Annotated in this window: 14 protein-coding genes; 7 read left to right on the top strand and 7 right to left on the bottom strand. The window is 67.7% G+C overall.

Going from position 1 to position 14,620, the window contains the following annotated elements; translation table 11 throughout:
* Nucleotides 1–283: 283 nt before the first annotated feature.
* Entirely contained in the window at nt 284–1,738 is a 1,455-nt protein-coding gene (locus tag ACOQPP_RS06055) for a sodium:solute symporter family transporter (RefSeq protein ID WP_420636032.1), read from the bottom strand.
* A 233-nt stretch (nt 1,739–1,971) separates the two neighbouring features.
* Here ACOQPP_RS06055 and ACOQPP_RS06050 point away from each other — a divergent pair, with 233 nt between their 5' ends.
* The 3 genes from ACOQPP_RS06050 (at nt 1,972) to ACOQPP_RS06040 (ending at nt 4,130) form a co-directional block, all read left to right on the top strand.
* Nucleotides 1,972–2,478: a hypothetical protein gene (locus ACOQPP_RS06050; RefSeq protein WP_419163846.1), complete on the top strand. Its 507-nt coding sequence runs from the start codon at nt 1,972–1,974 to the stop codon at nt 2,476–2,478.
* 31 nt (nt 2,479–2,509) lie between these two features.
* On the top strand, nt 2,510–3,805 hold the full coding sequence (locus ACOQPP_RS06045) for a pyridoxal phosphate-dependent decarboxylase family protein (protein WP_419163847.1): 1,296 nt from the start codon (nt 2,510–2,512) through the stop codon (nt 3,803–3,805).
* A 76-nt stretch (nt 3,806–3,881) separates the two neighbouring features.
* Nucleotides 3,882–4,130 (top strand): hypothetical protein, encoded by a 249-nt coding sequence (locus tag ACOQPP_RS06040; protein WP_419163848.1) that lies wholly within the window; start codon nt 3,882–3,884, stop codon nt 4,128–4,130.
* A 9-nt stretch (nt 4,131–4,139) separates the two neighbouring features.
* On the opposite strand, the gene ACOQPP_RS06035 is transcribed toward ACOQPP_RS06040, so the two are convergent.
* The 5 genes from ACOQPP_RS06035 to ACOQPP_RS06015 form a co-directional block, all read right to left on the bottom strand.
* Complete coding sequence (locus ACOQPP_RS06035) at nt 4,140–5,033, bottom strand: Kdo hydroxylase family protein (protein ID WP_420636226.1); 894 nt, start codon at nt 5,031–5,033, stop codon at nt 4,140–4,142.
* Nucleotides 5,034–5,047: 14 nt separating this feature from the next.
* Entirely contained in the window at nt 5,048–5,443 is a 396-nt protein-coding gene (locus ACOQPP_RS06030) for a RidA family protein (protein ID WP_420636031.1), read from the bottom strand.
* A gap of 91 nt (nt 5,444–5,534) precedes the next feature.
* A complete protein-coding gene (locus ACOQPP_RS06025) occupies nt 5,535–7,652 on the bottom strand; it encodes a PQQ-dependent dehydrogenase, methanol/ethanol family (protein ID WP_420636030.1) in 2,118 nt (705 codons plus the stop codon).
* Nucleotides 7,653–7,727: 75 nt separating this feature from the next.
* Nucleotides 7,728–8,147, bottom strand: coding sequence for a type II toxin-antitoxin system VapC family toxin (locus ACOQPP_RS06020; protein ID WP_420636029.1), 420 nt, complete (start codon nt 8,145–8,147; stop codon nt 7,728–7,730).
* Complete coding sequence (locus ACOQPP_RS06015) at nt 8,144–8,443, bottom strand: type II toxin-antitoxin system Phd/YefM family antitoxin (protein WP_420636028.1); 300 nt, start codon at nt 8,441–8,443, stop codon at nt 8,144–8,146. Before ACOQPP_RS06015 ends, ACOQPP_RS06020 begins: the two co-directional genes overlap by 4 nt.
* Before the next feature lie 142 nt (nt 8,444–8,585).
* On the opposite strand from ACOQPP_RS06015, the gene ACOQPP_RS06010 reads away from it, so the two are divergent.
* Both ACOQPP_RS06010 and ACOQPP_RS06005 read left to right on the top strand, forming a co-directional pair.
* Complete coding sequence (locus ACOQPP_RS06010; RefSeq protein WP_419163853.1) at nt 8,586–8,840, top strand: type II toxin-antitoxin system Phd/YefM family antitoxin; 255 nt, start codon at nt 8,586–8,588, stop codon at nt 8,838–8,840.
* Nucleotides 8,821–9,258: a type II toxin-antitoxin system VapC family toxin gene (locus ACOQPP_RS06005; protein ID WP_419163854.1), complete on the top strand. Its 438-nt coding sequence runs from the start codon at nt 8,821–8,823 to the stop codon at nt 9,256–9,258. The genes ACOQPP_RS06010 and ACOQPP_RS06005 overlap by 20 nt, the downstream gene beginning before the upstream one ends.
* Here ACOQPP_RS06005 and ACOQPP_RS06000 read toward each other — a convergent pair.
* Nucleotides 9,255–11,030, bottom strand: coding sequence for an N-acyl-D-amino-acid deacylase family protein (locus ACOQPP_RS06000; protein ID WP_420636027.1), 1,776 nt, complete (start codon nt 11,028–11,030; stop codon nt 9,255–9,257). The two genes, ACOQPP_RS06005 and ACOQPP_RS06000, sit on opposite strands and share 4 nt — an antisense overlap.
* Nucleotides 11,031–11,211: 181 nt before the next feature.
* On the opposite strand from ACOQPP_RS06000, the gene ACOQPP_RS05995 reads away from it, so the two are divergent.
* Complete coding sequence (locus ACOQPP_RS05995) at nt 11,212–13,248, top strand: S9 family peptidase (RefSeq protein ID WP_420636026.1); 2,037 nt, start codon at nt 11,212–11,214, stop codon at nt 13,246–13,248.
* Nucleotides 13,249–13,273: 25 nt separating this feature from the next.
* Nucleotides 13,274–14,497: a CaiB/BaiF CoA transferase family protein gene (locus ACOQPP_RS05990; protein ID WP_420636025.1), complete on the top strand. Its 1,224-nt coding sequence runs from the start codon at nt 13,274–13,276 to the stop codon at nt 14,495–14,497.
* The last annotated feature ends 123 nt before the right edge of the window (nt 14,498–14,620 follow it).

The following is a 14,620-nucleotide window of genomic DNA, read 5'->3' as shown; positions in this document are numbered from 1 at the left end:
CCATACTGATGCTGTTCACCCCGAACTGGCGCATCAGGTAGCTTCCCGCCGCCCCTGCGTGAGCCTCTGCCAGATAACGGTGAATGCGCACGACGAACACGTAGTTCAGGTCGTCTGTGTGGAGTGGCCCGTCGGATGACCGTACCACGGTTCATCATAACTGGTTGCAATATATGCCGTTTACGAGATTCCCGCAGAATAGCGCTGCTATTCTCCCTCGTCGCGCCTTGTCACGCGAGCGCCTCGCCGCTCTCGTTGCGACGCAGGCTTTTCCCACGGGCTGCTAGAGCTTGATGTCGAGCCCCTGCGCCGCCTCGAGGGGGGGAGCCACGAGTCCGCAGCCCACGTAGGCGGCCAGCGAGAGCGCCATCGCGGGGAACACCTCGTGCACGGCCCCGGAGAACGGGACCCAGTCCCAGCACAGGAGCACGATGAACCCGGTGAGGAGCGAGGCGACCGCCCCCGCCCCCGTGCCGCGCCGCCACAGCAGCCCGAGCACCACCGCCGGGAAGAAGCACGCCGCGTAGAGGCCGCCGGAGAACGCGGTCAGAGTCACGATACTCCCCGGCGGGTTGAGCGCGAGCCACGCGGTGATGATCGCGAACAGCGCGACCCAGAATCGCGTCTGGGCCACAGCGCGCCCCTCCTCCACGTGGCGAAAGAACGAGATCACGTCCCGTTCCCAGGTCGAGGCCATGACGAGGAGCACGCTGTCCAGCGACGACATCGCGGCCGCGAGCATCGCGACCAGGATGAACGCAGCCGGGAGCGCGGGCAGGATCCCCGCGTCGCCAAGCAGCGTCGGAACGACCAGGTCCGACTCCGTCAGCCCGCTGCCGATCACCGCGTGCGCGTACAGCCCGATCGGAAGGAGCAGCGTGTACACGCCCAGGAAGGCGATCGTCGACACGATGAGGCCGCGCCGCACCGCCGTCGGATCGGCGAGCGCGTAGAACCTCGACAGCTGTCTCGGGTCGACGATGAACTTCAGCGTCCCCGCCACGATGATCCCGATGAGGACGGGGAAGGGCATCGCCGCGTCCCAGCGGAAGAGCCCCTCGGTGGCCGGCGCCGCGCGGATCGCGTCGAGGGCCCCCAGCCCGCCGGCGCTGCGTAGCGTGCCCCAGAAGAGGAGGACGGCCGCGATCGACATCACGACGCCCTGCACGGCGTCCGTCTTCACGACCGAGATGAATCCTCCCACGGCCGTATAGAAGACGACGATGAGGAAGACGAAACCGATCGCGGCCGCGTAGGGGATGTCGAGGAAGATCTCGAGCAGGTTCCCGATTCCCTTGAACACGGCGATCATGTAGAGAAAACTGGCGGAGATCACGATCAGCGCCGCCAGGAAGCGGGCCATTCCGCTCTCGAAGCGGAAGCCCACGTAGTCCGCGAGCGTCACCGAGTCGACCGCCCCCGTGAACGCGCGCAGACGCGGCGCGACCCACACCCACGCGGAGAGCGAGAAGATCACCACGGCGGGCGCGACGAGAAGCCACGCCGCCCCATACGTGTACGCCTGCCCGGAGAAGCCGACGAAGCTGTTCGTGCTCGAGTAGGTCGCGAAGAAGGAGAGGCCGAGCACGACCCCTCCCATCGTCCGGCCCCCGATGTAGTAGTCCGCTCGTCCCTTCGTCCCGCGCCGGCCCTCGATCGCGTGACGCACGAGGATCGCGCCGTAGATGGCGAGGAGGGCGACGGAGATCCAGTGCGTCTGCAGCCAGGCCATGGGCATTCAGGATCCCGGGTACGGAGTTTTCGGGTACAGGTACGGGAGTCGGGCAACCCGGTATCTGACCGGAAACCGGATCGCCTGACAAGGGTACTGACCGAGGGGTCGCGCGGCGCTCGCAATCTTCGCCGCGAGGCTGCCCAGGGCCGACGCACGTTGCTCGGCCGATGACACGATACAAGTATCATTCCGGAGAGCACCGCAGGCGCGGCGCAAGGGCGCCCGGCACGCCTGAGGTGAAGACCGGCACACACAAGGAGGCAGCCTTGCGTCCCATTCTTGAAGATCGACCGGCCTGGATCAGAAACATCGTCGGAGCCGTGGTCGGCTACCTCGTCATCTTCGTGCCAGGGCTTCTCGTCGGGGCGGTCGCCTTGATCTTCTCGTTCTCTTCGTCTCTCCCGTTGGAGGGAGTGGGTTGGTGGTTGATAATACCGATCCTTCTACTGGGTCTGGTCCTTCATTTCGCCGCCGGCTTCGTCTCGTCCCGCCTCGCGGGGAGTCGTGCGGCCGCCTGGATCCTGATTGCTCTGCTCGTCGGTCCCGGTTTGGTGCAGAGTGGTTTGTCGATCTCGTTCGGCAATGCGTCCACGCCCGGAGGGCTGGGGTGGGGCGGAATCGTGGCCCTCCCGGCGTTGTTGTTCGGGGGGACCGCGATGATCTTGTTATACGCAGGCCTGATCGCACTCCCGGTGCTGATTGGAGCACGGTACGAGGAGCAGCGCCGCTGGGCCTCGATATAGTTCATCGACACAGATCAAGGGGGCGGTCGGCGTGGAACAGGCAGCGAGTACCCTGAGTCGCGAAGTCCGGACGCGGAAGCAGCTCCCCGAGCAGGGGATCGGCTGGGAGACGCTCAAGGCCGAGTTGGTTCGACGGAAGCTCGCCGACTACGACTGGAGGCACGGACGCGTCCCGTACCTGGTCTACTTCGTCGACGAAGCCGTGAAGCGCGTGCAGGACGAGTCGCATGCGATGTTCTCGGTCGAGAACGCGCTCTCCGCTCACAGCTCGTACCCCAGCCTCGGCGTGATGGAGGACGAGATCGTCCAGATGGGCCTCGAGCTGTTCAACGCGCCCGAGGATGCCGGCGGGCAGTTCACCTCCGGTGGCACCGAGAGCATCTTCCAGGCCGTGAAAGTCGCGCGCGACATGAAGCGGGAGGCCCGGTCGGACCTGGGGCGGTTGAATATCGTCGCGGCCTACAGTCGCCATCCCTCGGTGGACAAGGCGGCGGCGATCCTCGACCTCGATATTAAATACGTGGATTGTCGCGCGGACTATCGCGCGGATGTGGACGCCATTCGTGAGGCGATTGACGAGGCGTCCATATTCATATATGCCGGAGCGCCCACGATCTACTACGGGCTCGTGGACCCGATGCGGGAACTGGGCGAACTGGCTCTCGAGACGGGCGTCCGTCTGCATTCGGATGCCTGCTACGGCGGCTTCATCTCACCCTTCGCGCGCGACCTCGGCTATGCGATCCCCGAGTTCGATCTCTCCGTGCCCGGGGTGTCCAGCCTGTCCGCGGACCTTCACAAGTTCGGCTTCGCGCAGAAGGGCGCCTCGCTCGTCCTGTTCGCCGATGGGAACGACCTCGAGTACGCGAGATACGTGGTCCCCGACCTGCCCGGAGGTTCCTACGCGTCTCCGACGGCCCAGGGCTCCCGCTCGGGGGGTGCCGTGGCCTGCGCGTGGACGATGCTCCAGCACTTGGGCCGGGAAGGGTACCGCGAGGTCGTCCGCGGAATCATGGAGACGACCGAAGCGGCGGTCGCGGGGGTACGGGCGATCGACGGCCTGTACGTGTTCGAGCCGGTGGGCGACACGAACCTGTTCCGATACGATGTGGAACCGGGCGAACCGTTCAACATCTTCGCGGTCGCGAGGCTGATGAACGAGCGCGGCTGGATGATGGGGCAGCACCGGGAGCCGCCCGCCATCCACCAGCCCATCACGCTGGTGCACACGCCGGTGCTCGCAAAATACCTCTCCGACCTGGCCGCGTGCGTGGCGATCGCCCGCCGCGACCGTCTCCAGGACTCCTTCCTCGACGGCACCTACTGAATCGTTGATGCGTCGTTGACGCCCGACGCGTAACTCAGCGAGAGGTTAGGTTGAGTGCCCCGAGAGAGGAAACGAGATGACGCCTGAAATGTGGACGATCATTGGGGTGGGGATCGCGCTGGCGGCCGCGCTCCTGCCGGGACAGCGCGCGCTGCGCAAGGATCTGGCGGCGCTCACCGGAGACGTTAGCGACCTCCGGGGCGAGTTTGCCGAATTTCGGGAGCGTATGGCCCGCGAGATGGGTGCGCTTCGGGAGCGCTTGACGCGTCAGGAAGGGTTGTTCGAGGGTTTTTCTCGCCGAAGGAAGAACCCGAAGACCATCTGAATCCGGGTCTTAACCTGAGGACCCGCGCAGGATGTTGATCGGGGCGAGGTCCGGACGTCTGCAGGCGGCGAGCCGGACGATGAAGGTGTCGACCAGGGCGTGCTGGCCGGACACGCTCGCATGGCTCACCATGTCGGTGAGCGCCATCCAGGCGGAGAAGGGCGGGAAACGGATCTCCCGCCACGTCTCGTCCCGCTCCTGGAAGGATGGCGTGTCCTTCATGTAGTTGTGGAAGCGCCGCATGAGGCGGTCGTACGGACTCGCGTCCGCCAGCACCGCCTCGGCGAGCCCCACCTTGGCGATCGCCCTCAGCAGGCGCCCCCGCAGTCGGTCCACGGGGCCCCGCTGCAGCGATCCGCCGCCCGTGACTCCGGCCTCGGCGCCGCAGCGCGCGAACACGTCGGGGAAGGTCCCCCTGGTGCTCCACACGCGCTCTTCGTCCGGGTTCACGTTGACGAAGAAACGCAGGATCCGATCCCCATCCGTCGCCCCGTAGGCGCCGGCGTCGAAGTGGATCCGTTCGTTGCTCGCGTGCGCGGAGAGGCCGCGGCCCCGCTCCTGGATCGGGCGGAAGCTCGTCGTCCCCACCGTCCACCCACGCGTGAGCGTGGGCAGGGTCTCCCTCAGGAAGGCGCGGACGCGGGCCCCGTGCGCGGTAAGGGTGGCAAGAGCCGCGTCCCGCAGCCCTCCCGGGCCCTTCACCCCGCGGAGGCGCCCGCTTTCCGGGTGGTAGCTGACGTTCTTCGCACGTAGTTGACGCGGCAGTTCTTCGCGAAGCCGCTCCAGGGCGCGATCCGGCGGAAGCTCTACCGGACAGGCGGGGAAGAAGACGATCTCCCCGCGCTCCAGCGCATCGGCGAGATCGGGCCGGGGCCCCGCACCGGGGCCCGCTTCGGTGACCAGATCCCGCCCCGGGGTCAGTTGCGGGAGCCGATCGCCATCACCTCGAACCGCGCCCCGAACAGGAGCGGGCCCGAGCCGAGGAAGGCGCGCGCCGGGAAGTTCTCCGTGAAGTACGTCCGGTAGACCTTGTTGAACACGTCGTAAAGGTCCACGTCGGAGCAGAATACCTGCACCGAGACGAGGTCATCCATCGTGATCCCGGCCTCCTCGACCGTGTTCTTGATGGACTCCATCACGACCCGGGCCTCCTCCTCGGCGTCGTTCGGCGGACGGCCGTCCACGAGACCGATCGATCCCGAAACGAACAGCAGATCCCCCACCCAGACGGCGCCGCTGAAGGGGAGGACGCCTTCCTCGCTCGCGTGCCGAGGGTTGATGTACTCACGCTGGGCTGAGAGATCAGGAGCCATGGCAGCGAACCCTCCGACTGCAAGAAGTGAGACCAGGATCAAGCGCTTCATGTGATGGTTCCTCTCGTTTGGCTATAGTGGAATGTGACGCTCAGTTCGCGCCGCCCACCGTCTCCTCCTCGGCCGTCAGCGACTCCCTCGCCTGCGAGATGATGTAGGCCTGGATCAGCCGCACCTGCTCGGCGTCGAGCAGGCCCTCGTAGGACGGCATCCCCTGCGGCTCCCGGCTCCCGCCGAGGACGATGTCCTCGAAGTTCCGGTGCACGATGTTTGTTGCCCTCTGCAGGTTCGGCATCGAACCCTCCGAGCCGCCGCCCGCCCCATGACAGTGGCGGCAATACTGCACGTACAGTTCGCCCCCGCGCTCGAGCGACGCCCCGTCCGCGGGCAGATCGAGGTCCGGCACGTTCACCGGCCGCTTCCGCTGCGGCATCGGCATGGGTTCCGTCCCGCCGAGGACGAAGGTGAAGATGCGACCCTGCTGCTCGTAGATCGCCGCCTCGCCGTAGGGGGCTCCGCTTCGACCGCGCGAGCCGCCCCAGCCCGCCGCAACCGACACAAGCTGCTGCCCGTCGACCAGGTACGTCACGGGACCGCCCAGGATGCCGAGGTTCGTTGAGACCTCCCACAACTGGGCGCCGTTCTCCGCGTCGTAGGCGACGAAGCGGCCGTCCCCGCCGCCCTGGAACACGAGGCCGGTCGTCGTCGTCATGGTCCCGCCGTTCCAGTAACCGAGGAGCGACACCGTCCACCGCGCCTCCTGCGCCTTCGGGTCCCACGCGACGAGGAATCCGGCGTCGTCCCTCGCCCCGTAGCGGCTCCGGTGCCCCACGTTGTTCACCCGTGGCCCGAAGCTGTGGTCCTCGATTCCGAGGTCCGTGTACACCCAGTCGGGCGGCTCGCTGCGCTCGACCCAACCCTCCTGGATCGGCAGGTACATGAGCCCCGTCTCGGGGTTGAACGACTGCGGCTGCCAGTTGTGCCCCCCGAGGGCGGCCGGCGTGATGAGGGTCCACACTTCGGCGTGCACGGCTTCCGGCCGGTCCGTCGGGCGGCCCGTCTCGAGATCCAGTCCCTCGGCCCAGTTCTGGACGATGTATTCCTTGCCCGAGAGGAACTCGCCGGTCTCCGCGTCGAGGACGTAGAAGAACCCGTTCTTCGGGGCCTGCATGATCACGCGCCGCATGCGCCCGTCGAACTCGAGATCCGCGAGCGTCATCGGCTGGACGGCCGTGTAGTCCCAGTGGTCGCCGGGCGTCGTCTGGAAGTGCCACACGTACTCGCCCGTCTGCGGTCGCAGAGCGAGGATCGAGGCGAGGAAGAGGTTGTCGCCGCCTCCGGGGCTGCGGAGGTTGCGCGACCAGGGGGAACCGTTACCCGTCCCGATGTAGAGGAGGTCGAGGTCGGGGTCGTAGATGATCGAATCCCACGCGGTCCCGCCTCCGCCCGCGATCCACCACTCGCCGCTCCACGTCTCGGCCGCCATCTCCATGGCCTCGGACTCGAACCCGTCCGCCGGGTTGCCGGGCACCGTGTAGGTGCGCCACACGAGTTCGCCGTCATCCGCGTCGTAGGCCGAGACATAACCCCGCACCCCGTACTCGGCCCCGCCGTTGCCGATGATCGCGAGTCCCTGCACGACGCGCACCGCGCCCGTGATCGTGTAGGCCTCGTTGGGGTCGATCGTGAGCGTCTCCCAGACGACATCGCCCGTCTCGGCGTCGAGCGCGATGAGGCGTCCGTCGATGGTGCCCACGATGACCTTGCCCTCGTACAGCGCCACCCCGCGGTTCACCACGTCGCAGCAGGCGAGCCGGCCGCGGATGCGCGGAACCCCCGGGTCGTGGCGCCACAGCCGCTCGCCCGTGCGCGTATCGATCGCGTGCACCACACTCCACGGCGAGCTGATGTACATGACGCCGCCCACGACGAGGGGTGTGGCCTCGACTCCGCCGCGCAGTTCGATGTCGTACGTCCAGGCGAGGCCGAGTTCGTCGACGTTGTCCCGCGTGATCTCCTCCAGCGTGCTGAAGCGGTCTTCCGCGTAGTTGCCGCCGTAGGTCAGCCAGTTGCCGTCCGGGCGGGCCGCCGCGAGTACCGCGTCCGTCACATCGCGGGCGCTCCGGACGCTTGTCGGCTCGGGCGGCGCGTCCGCGGTGCAGGCGGCGGCGGGCACGAGGAGCAGCAGGGCGTGGAGTCGCGTGCGCATGGGCCTCTCCCGATCAGGGGGGGATGGAGTCCGACCTGAACGTTACACTGTAGGATGTCGCGGGTCACGACCAATTCATAGAACCTTGAACCCCTCGCGGTGTGCCGCGGCGGAAAGCCGATCGTCGCTGCTGACGAGGTCAAGCTGCTGTGGGTCTTCGGCTGCGGCGGTGAGCGCCGCCGCCAACTGCAGTGCGTCGGCCCCCCGCAGCGGGTGAAGCCGAAGCAACCTGATCGCGCGGCTGCGGACCTGCTCCAGAGGCTCGATCTCCAGCCAACTGGCCGCCAACCGACGAAGCTGCTCCAGGGACCGGTCGAGCCCGCCGCGTTCGAACCGCCGCTCCCGGTGCAGGCGGTTAAGAGCCGATGCGCACTCGATGCGGCTTCCCCACCACGTCACGATCGCTGGATCCTGCCGGATCGTTGCACGGCGCTCAGTGCTTCCCGGCTCGTCCACGAGAAGCGCCACGAGAGCGGAGGAATCCCAGTATTTCACCGGCCTTCTCTGCGCTCGGCCACGATCATCTCGCTGGCGCTGGCGCCCTCGGTCATCCGTACGGCGGGAGTACTCAGGAAGCGTTCGACATTCAGGGATGTTCGAGGAGGGGCCGCAACGCCTCGGCGCACGAGCTCCGCCGCAGCCTGGTCGGCGCCCAGGTCGTCCGCGCCGCAGGGTTCGATGCGCGCCACGGGCTTTCCGCGGTGCGTGATCAACACCGCCTCCCCGCGACGGACATCGCTCAGCAGGCTACTGAGGGCGTTCTTCGCTTCGCTCACGCTGGCTCGTCTCATCTGGCCATTCTGGCCACATGGATATGGCCTGTCAAGCGTCGGGAGCCGGACGCGATTGTGCCATCGCCCCCCTGATCTGGTATCGTAACCGGATGAAAGTTATCTTGAGTTTATCTTCAATGCTTCTTTAGGAGAACGACCGGTGTCAACCACGATCAACGTAAAGACGCTCAGACACGAGATGGGACGGATCATCGAGCGCGTGAGGAAAGGCGAGGACTTCACGGTCCTCTACCGGAGCCGTCCCGCGTTCCGGATCGTGCCCGTAGGCGCCGGACTCGATCTCGGGCCGGCAGAGGCGGATTCGCTCTACGGAGCCGGGGCCGTGGGGAAATCGAGCGACGGACTCACCGCGGCGGAGCACGACCGGATCCTGTATGGCGAATCCGGTTCCTGATCCGGCGCTCTTCGTCGATACGCCGGGCTGGATGGCCATGGCCGACGAGGGAGACGCCATGCACGAAGCCAGTCGGCGCGAGCGCGACGCCTGCCTGCGCGCCGGGGGCGTCCTCGTTTCGACCGACTACGTGATCGACGAGACTCTGACGCTGATCCGCGTGCGGTTGGGATTGGACGCGGCTGCCAAGTGGTGGGCGCAGATCGACGCGAGCGCGCGGATCCGATGGGAATGGATCGATCCCCTGCGCGCCGAGAAAGCGCGAAGCTGGTTCTTCCGGTGGAGTGACAAGGACTTCTCGTTCACGGACTGCACCAGCTTCGTCGTCATGAGGGAACTTCGACTCCGCACCGCGCTGACCACGGATCGCCACTTCTCGCAGGCCGGGTTCGAGACGGTGCCAGGCTCTACCGGCTAGTTCGCGGAGCTCCCGGGACGCAGAACGACCTCGCCGGGAAGCGCGTCGGTGAACTCGCCGCCGTCCACCGTGAACACCCCGTTCACGATCACGTAGTCGATCCCCTCGCTGAACAGGTCCGGCTCCAGCACCGTGGCCCGGTCGCGGAGGCGCTCGAGGTCGAACACGACGAGATCCGCCCTGTACCCCCCGCGCAGGAACCCCCGGTCGTCCAGCCCGATGATGCGCGCCGGCAGGCCGGTCATGGAGCGGACGGCGAAGGGCAGGGAAATCGCCTTCAGGTCCTTCACGTAGCGGGCGATCTTGCGCGTGAAGGCGCCGAAATGTCGGGGATGGGCGCCGGGCCGCGAGGCGAACTGCGGCACGCCCTCGACCCCGCTCACGGCGGCGTCCGAAGCCGTCGCCGTGTAGTCCCGCCGGTAGTAGTTGACGATATCCACGTCGTGGATCCCGTAGCCGCGGGTCCAGGCGCCGCCCAGCACGTCCGGGTACCCGTGCAGCGCCATGTGGACGACGACCTCCTCGTACGTGACCCCCATCTCGCTGCCCAGCTCCTGCAGCGTCCGGCCCACGAACGCCGAATCCGGGTAGCCGACCACGACCACCCGGTCGGCCCCTCCGTTGTGGTCGACGATCCACGCGATGTCCCGGGCGATGAGGGCCCGGAGTTCGGGGTCGGCCCAGCGGCGTTCGAGATGCCCGCGGGCGTCGTCGAAGATCCCCTCGTTGTTGTAGACGGGGCTGTCCCGCCCCCCGCTCGTGTCCACGGTGTCGTGCACCAGACTCCAGCGCGGGATCATGGGACGAGGGCCGCCGCCGAACGTCTCGTACGGATAGACGTCGAGATACACCTCCAGCCCCTCCGCGCGAGCCCCGTTCACGACCAGCGTGTCGAGCCCGGAGCGTCCGAAGCTGGACCGGCCCCGGGCCTTGTGGTGGCTCGCTACCACGCGGATCCGGGCCTGGCGGGCGATGTTCACGGTCTCCTCGAGCCCCTGGGTGCCGTCCACCGGCCAGCCGTCCGCGTTGCTCGGAAGCTGCCACAGCGGCATCTCGGCCTCGCTGCGCTGGTGGGCGATGTAGAAGCCGTCGTACGGCGCCACCGCGCCGGCGAGGGCGATGACCTCCTCCGGCGTGCTGAAGCGGGCGGGCCGGTACTCGACGCCGGCCCCGAGCCCCCGGGCGCCCGCCTCCATCCCCTCGCGCACGAGTTCCTGCATGCGGGCGATCTCCGCCTCCGTGGCGGGCCGTTCGTAGTCAGCGCCCATCACCTCGGCGCGTACCGTGCTGTGCCCGACCATGGGGACGAAGTTCATGGCGTGGCCCATCTCGCGGAGGGACGCGATCTCGTCCCCGAGCGGCCAGGTCGTGGTGCGGCCGTCCGCGCCGCCGAGGACCGTCGTCAGCCCCTGGCTGTTCAGGCTCCTGGCCCGCCGGGCCTCCAGGTGCTCGGACGTCAGGGCCCGGTCGGCGTGCGAATGGAGGTCGATGAAGCCCGGCGTGACGTACATTCCCGTCGCGTCCACGATGCGCCCGGCCGTCGCGTCCCGGAGGCTGCCGATCCGCTCGATGCGGTCCCCGACGATGCCGATGTCCGCCGCGAACCAGGGGTTCCCCGTGCCGTCGATCACCCGCCCGTTGCGGATGAGGAGGTCGTACTCCTGCGCGGCGAGCCCGGGAGAAGCGGCCGCCGGGCCGAGGACCGCGAGCGTCAGGAGGACGAGGGTCGCCCTTGGCTGAAGGGACGGGTACCCTGCCGGAAACCGAGTCATGTCATTCTCCCGGGGACGGGCTCTGGAACCGAGGCTCTTCGTTCACGGAAAGCTGCGCTGGACGCGCAGAATAACGCGGTGGTTGCCCGCCGGTCGAATCCGGAGGATGTTTCCGGACCTGTTCCCATTCTATGCCCATTCGTCGCCCATTAGTGGACGCGAGCCATGCGGGGAGCCGAAGATGGATGAGAGAAGCCGGATGAAGAGGATCGCCCTGGCGCTGTTCGCCGCCGCGGGCGCCCTGGTCGCCGAAGCCGCGGCCGCGCAGCAGCACTTCCAGCCCATGGACGTGTTCGAACTCGAGTACGCGGCGGACCCCCGGATTTCGCCGGACGGCGGGCAGGTCGTCTACGTCCGGACGTCGATGGACATCATGCGGGACGCGAAGAAGTCCGAACTGTGGGTCGTGAACGCCGATGGATCGAATCACCGCCGGATCGGGGCGGGCGGTTCCCCGCGGTGGTCGCCCGACGGGACGCGGATCGCCTACACAGCGGACGGCCAGATCCGCGTGCGCTGGATGGACACCGGCGAGGAGGCCACGCTCACGCAGCTCATCGAGTCGCCCCGCGGCCTCCGCTGGTCGCCGGACGGGCGCTACCTTGCCTTCAACAAGCTGGTTCCGTACCCGGCACCGAGCCTTGCCCCGCCTCCCCAGCCGCCGGCCGGCGCGGAGTGGGCCGATCCCCCCATCATGGAGGACCGCTTCAAGAACCGGCAGGACGGCGTCGGCTATCTGGACTTCGGGTACGACCACCTCTTCATCGTCCCGGTCGAGGGCGGGACGCCCACGCAGATCACGTCGGGCGACTTCCAGCACCAGAGCCCCTCCGCGTGGACGCCGGACGGAGGGAGCCTCGTCTTCTCTTCGAACCGGAACGAGAACTGGGTCCACGACTACCGCAATTCCGAACTCTACATCGTCTCGATCGCGGACGGACAGGTACGACAGCTCACGGACCGTCCCGGACCCGACCGGAGTCCGGCCGTCTCCCCCGACGGACGACGGATCGCCTTCGTCGGATACGAGGACCGCACGCGCACCTACCAGGTGAGCCAGCTCCAGGTCATGAACCTGGACGGGAGCGGGAAGCGCGTCCTCGCGGGCGCCCTCGACCGCAGCGTCGCCAGCCCTGCGTGGGCCTCCGGCGGGAGCGGCGTCTACTTCCAGTACGATGACGAGGGGAACTCGAAGGTCGGCTTCGTGTCTCTCGACGGCGAGCTCGAGGTGCTGGCGGAGGATCTGGGAGGCACGTCGTACGGTCGCCCCTACGGCGGTGGATCCTTCAGCGTCGCCAACGACGGGAGCTTCGCCCTGAACCAGACCCGGCCCGAATCCCCGGGCGAGGTCGCTGTGGGCGCGAGAGGTCGCGGCGTGCGCCGCATCACGTCGCTGAACGAGGACCTGCTCGCCAACCGACTTTTGGGTGAAGTCGAGGAGATCTGGTGGGACTCGTCGTTCGACGGGCGTCCCGTCCAGGGCTGGATCGTCAAGCCGCCCGACTTCGATCCGGGCCGCCGCTATCCCCTGATCCTCGAGATCCACGGCGGGCCGGTCTCGAACTACGGAGACCGCTTCTCGGCCGAGATGCAGCTCCTCGCCGCGGCCGGCTACGTCGTCCTTTACTCGAACCCGCGGGGGAGTACGAGCTACGGCGAGGAATTCGGGGATCTCCTCTACCACAACTATCCGGGCCAGGACTACGACGACCTCATCTCGGGAGTCGACGCGGTGATCGAGCGCGGGTACATCGACGAGGACAACCTCTTCGTCACCGGGGGGAGCGCCGGCGGCATCATGACCGCCTGGATCGTCGGCAAGACGGACCGCTTCCGGGCCGCCGTGTCGCAGAAACCCGTCGTCAACTGGATCAGCAAGACGCTCACGGCGGACAACTGGTACGGCTACTACTTCAGCCGATATGAAGGACTGCCGTGGGAGAACCCGGAGCCGTACTGGGAGTTCTCGCCCCTCTCCCTGGTGGGGAACGTGACGACGCCCACCCTCATCGTCACGGGCGAGGAGGACCTGCGGACGCCGCTGTCGGAGTCGTACCAGATGTTCCACGCCCTCAAGCTGCGCGGGATCGACACGGCCGTGATCCGGCTCCCCGGCGCCTCGCACGACATGAGCCGCCGCCCGAGCCAGCTGATGGCGAAGATCGCGAACATCGTGGCGTGGTTCGACAAGTACCGGACGATTCCCACGACCAGCTGATTCCCTCGAATCCGGAGACCACACCATGAGCGACTCCGGCCGGCCGCTGGCGGGAGTGCGCGTCCTCGCGCTTGAGCAATACATGTCCGCGCCCTACTGCACGCTGCTACTGGCGGACGCGGGGGCCGAAGTGATCAAGATCGAGCGGCCCGGGACCGGCGACCCCCGGCGGGCCATCCCTCCCTTCGTGGAGCGAAACGGCGTCCGCATGGGCGTCGGCTTCATGGCCTACAACCGGAACAAGAAATCCCTCGCCCTCAACCTGAAGAGCGACGAGGGACGCGACCTCTACCGGTCCCTCGTCGTGAAGTCGGATGTCGTGGTGGAGAACCTGCGGCCGGGGTCGGTGGACCGGATGGAGCTGGGATACGAGGCGCTGTCGGAGTTGAATCCGGGGCTGATCTACGCCGCCGTGTCGGGGTTCGGGCGTCTGCCCGGGCGCGAGGGGCCGTACGGAGACTGGCCGTCCTTCGACGTGGTGGCCGAGGCGATGGGCGGGGTCATGCACATGATCGGCTTCGCCGACAAGCCCCCGTCGCCCTCGATCTACGGGATGCCGGACCTCTACGCCGGGATGGCCGCGGCGCACGGCGTCTCGATGGCGCTCTACCGGCGCAGCATGACGGGGCGGGGCCAGTTCGTGGATTCCGCCATGTACGACGGCGTGTTGTCGCTGAACGAGCGCATGATCTCGCTCGCCGCGAACACCGGGGCGCGGCCGGCGCGCGGCGACGCTCCGGGTTTCTACCCGCGAGGCCCGATGCCGGTGATCGATGGCTACGTCGCCTTCACGATCCCGGACGAAATCATGTGGCGTCGCTTCTGCCGCATGCTGGATCGCACCGACCTGCTGGACGATCCCCGCTGCGATTCCCCCGCGGCCCGCACCGAGAACCGCGCGTTTCTGGACGAGGTCGTCGGGCCCGTGTTCGCCAGACTCACCCGCGACGAGGCCGTGCAACGGCTCCTCGAGGTGGGCGTCCCCGCGGGGCCGGTGCAGACCTCCGACGACCTCCTCGCCTGCCCGCAACTGGAGGCCCGCGGCGTCAGGGTCTCCGTCGAATACGAAGGACTGGGCGAACTCCAGTTTGTCCGTACTCCGCTCCTCACGTCCGACGCCCCGGACGTGCCGGTGAACCCCGCGCCCACGCTGGGCCGGGACACGCGACAGGTCCTCACCGACGTGCTCGAACTCTCCGACGCGGAGGTCTCCCGCCTCGCGACGGAGGCCGTGATCGGTACGGATTAGCACCAAACCGCTTCATCGGGCTCTTGTCCGGTCTCTGGAGCCCGTGGTACTCGAAGCGGACCGGGTGCGGCGGACGAAGGCGTAGGCTTGCCATGGGTCGTTCAGCGGACCTAACCTGCTGAC

The sequence above is a fragment of the Candidatus Palauibacter sp. genome, assembly GCF_965222475.1.
Taxonomy (GTDB): Bacteria; Gemmatimonadota; Gemmatimonadetes; order Palauibacterales; family Palauibacteraceae; genus Palauibacter.
This window is presented reverse-complemented; position numbering and strand designations above follow the sequence as displayed.

What these genes read in the sequence shown, in the direction of transcription:
- ACOQPP_RS06025 (WP_420636030.1), bottom strand. Translation starts at nt 7,652, where the DNA reads ATGCGCACGCGACTCCACGCCCTGCTGCTCCTCGTGCCCGCCGCCGCC.
- ACOQPP_RS05990 (WP_420636025.1), top strand. Translation starts at nt 13,274, where the DNA reads ATGAGCGACTCCGGCCGGCCGCTGGCGGGAGTGCGCGTCCTCGCGCTT.
- ACOQPP_RS05995 (WP_420636026.1), top strand. Translation starts at nt 11,212, where the DNA reads ATGGATGAGAGAAGCCGGATGAAGAGGATCGCCCTGGCGCTGTTCGCC.
- ACOQPP_RS06005 (WP_419163854.1), top strand. Translation starts at nt 8,821, where the DNA reads ATGGCGAATCCGGTTCCTGATCCGGCGCTCTTCGTCGATACGCCGGGC.
- ACOQPP_RS06015 (WP_420636028.1), bottom strand. Translation starts at nt 8,443, where the DNA reads ATGAGACGAGCCAGCGTGAGCGAAGCGAAGAACGCCCTCAGTAGCCTG.
- ACOQPP_RS06040 (WP_419163848.1), top strand. Translation starts at nt 3,882, where the DNA reads ATGACGCCTGAAATGTGGACGATCATTGGGGTGGGGATCGCGCTGGCG.
- ACOQPP_RS06000 (WP_420636027.1), bottom strand. Translation starts at nt 11,030, where the DNA reads ATGACTCGGTTTCCGGCAGGGTACCCGTCCCTTCAGCCAAGGGCGACC.
- ACOQPP_RS06030 (WP_420636031.1), bottom strand. Translation starts at nt 5,443, where the DNA reads ATGGCTCCTGATCTCTCAGCCCAGCGTGAGTACATCAACCCTCGGCAC.
- ACOQPP_RS06055 (WP_420636032.1), bottom strand. Translation starts at nt 1,738, where the DNA reads ATGCCCATGGCCTGGCTGCAGACGCACTGGATCTCCGTCGCCCTCCTC.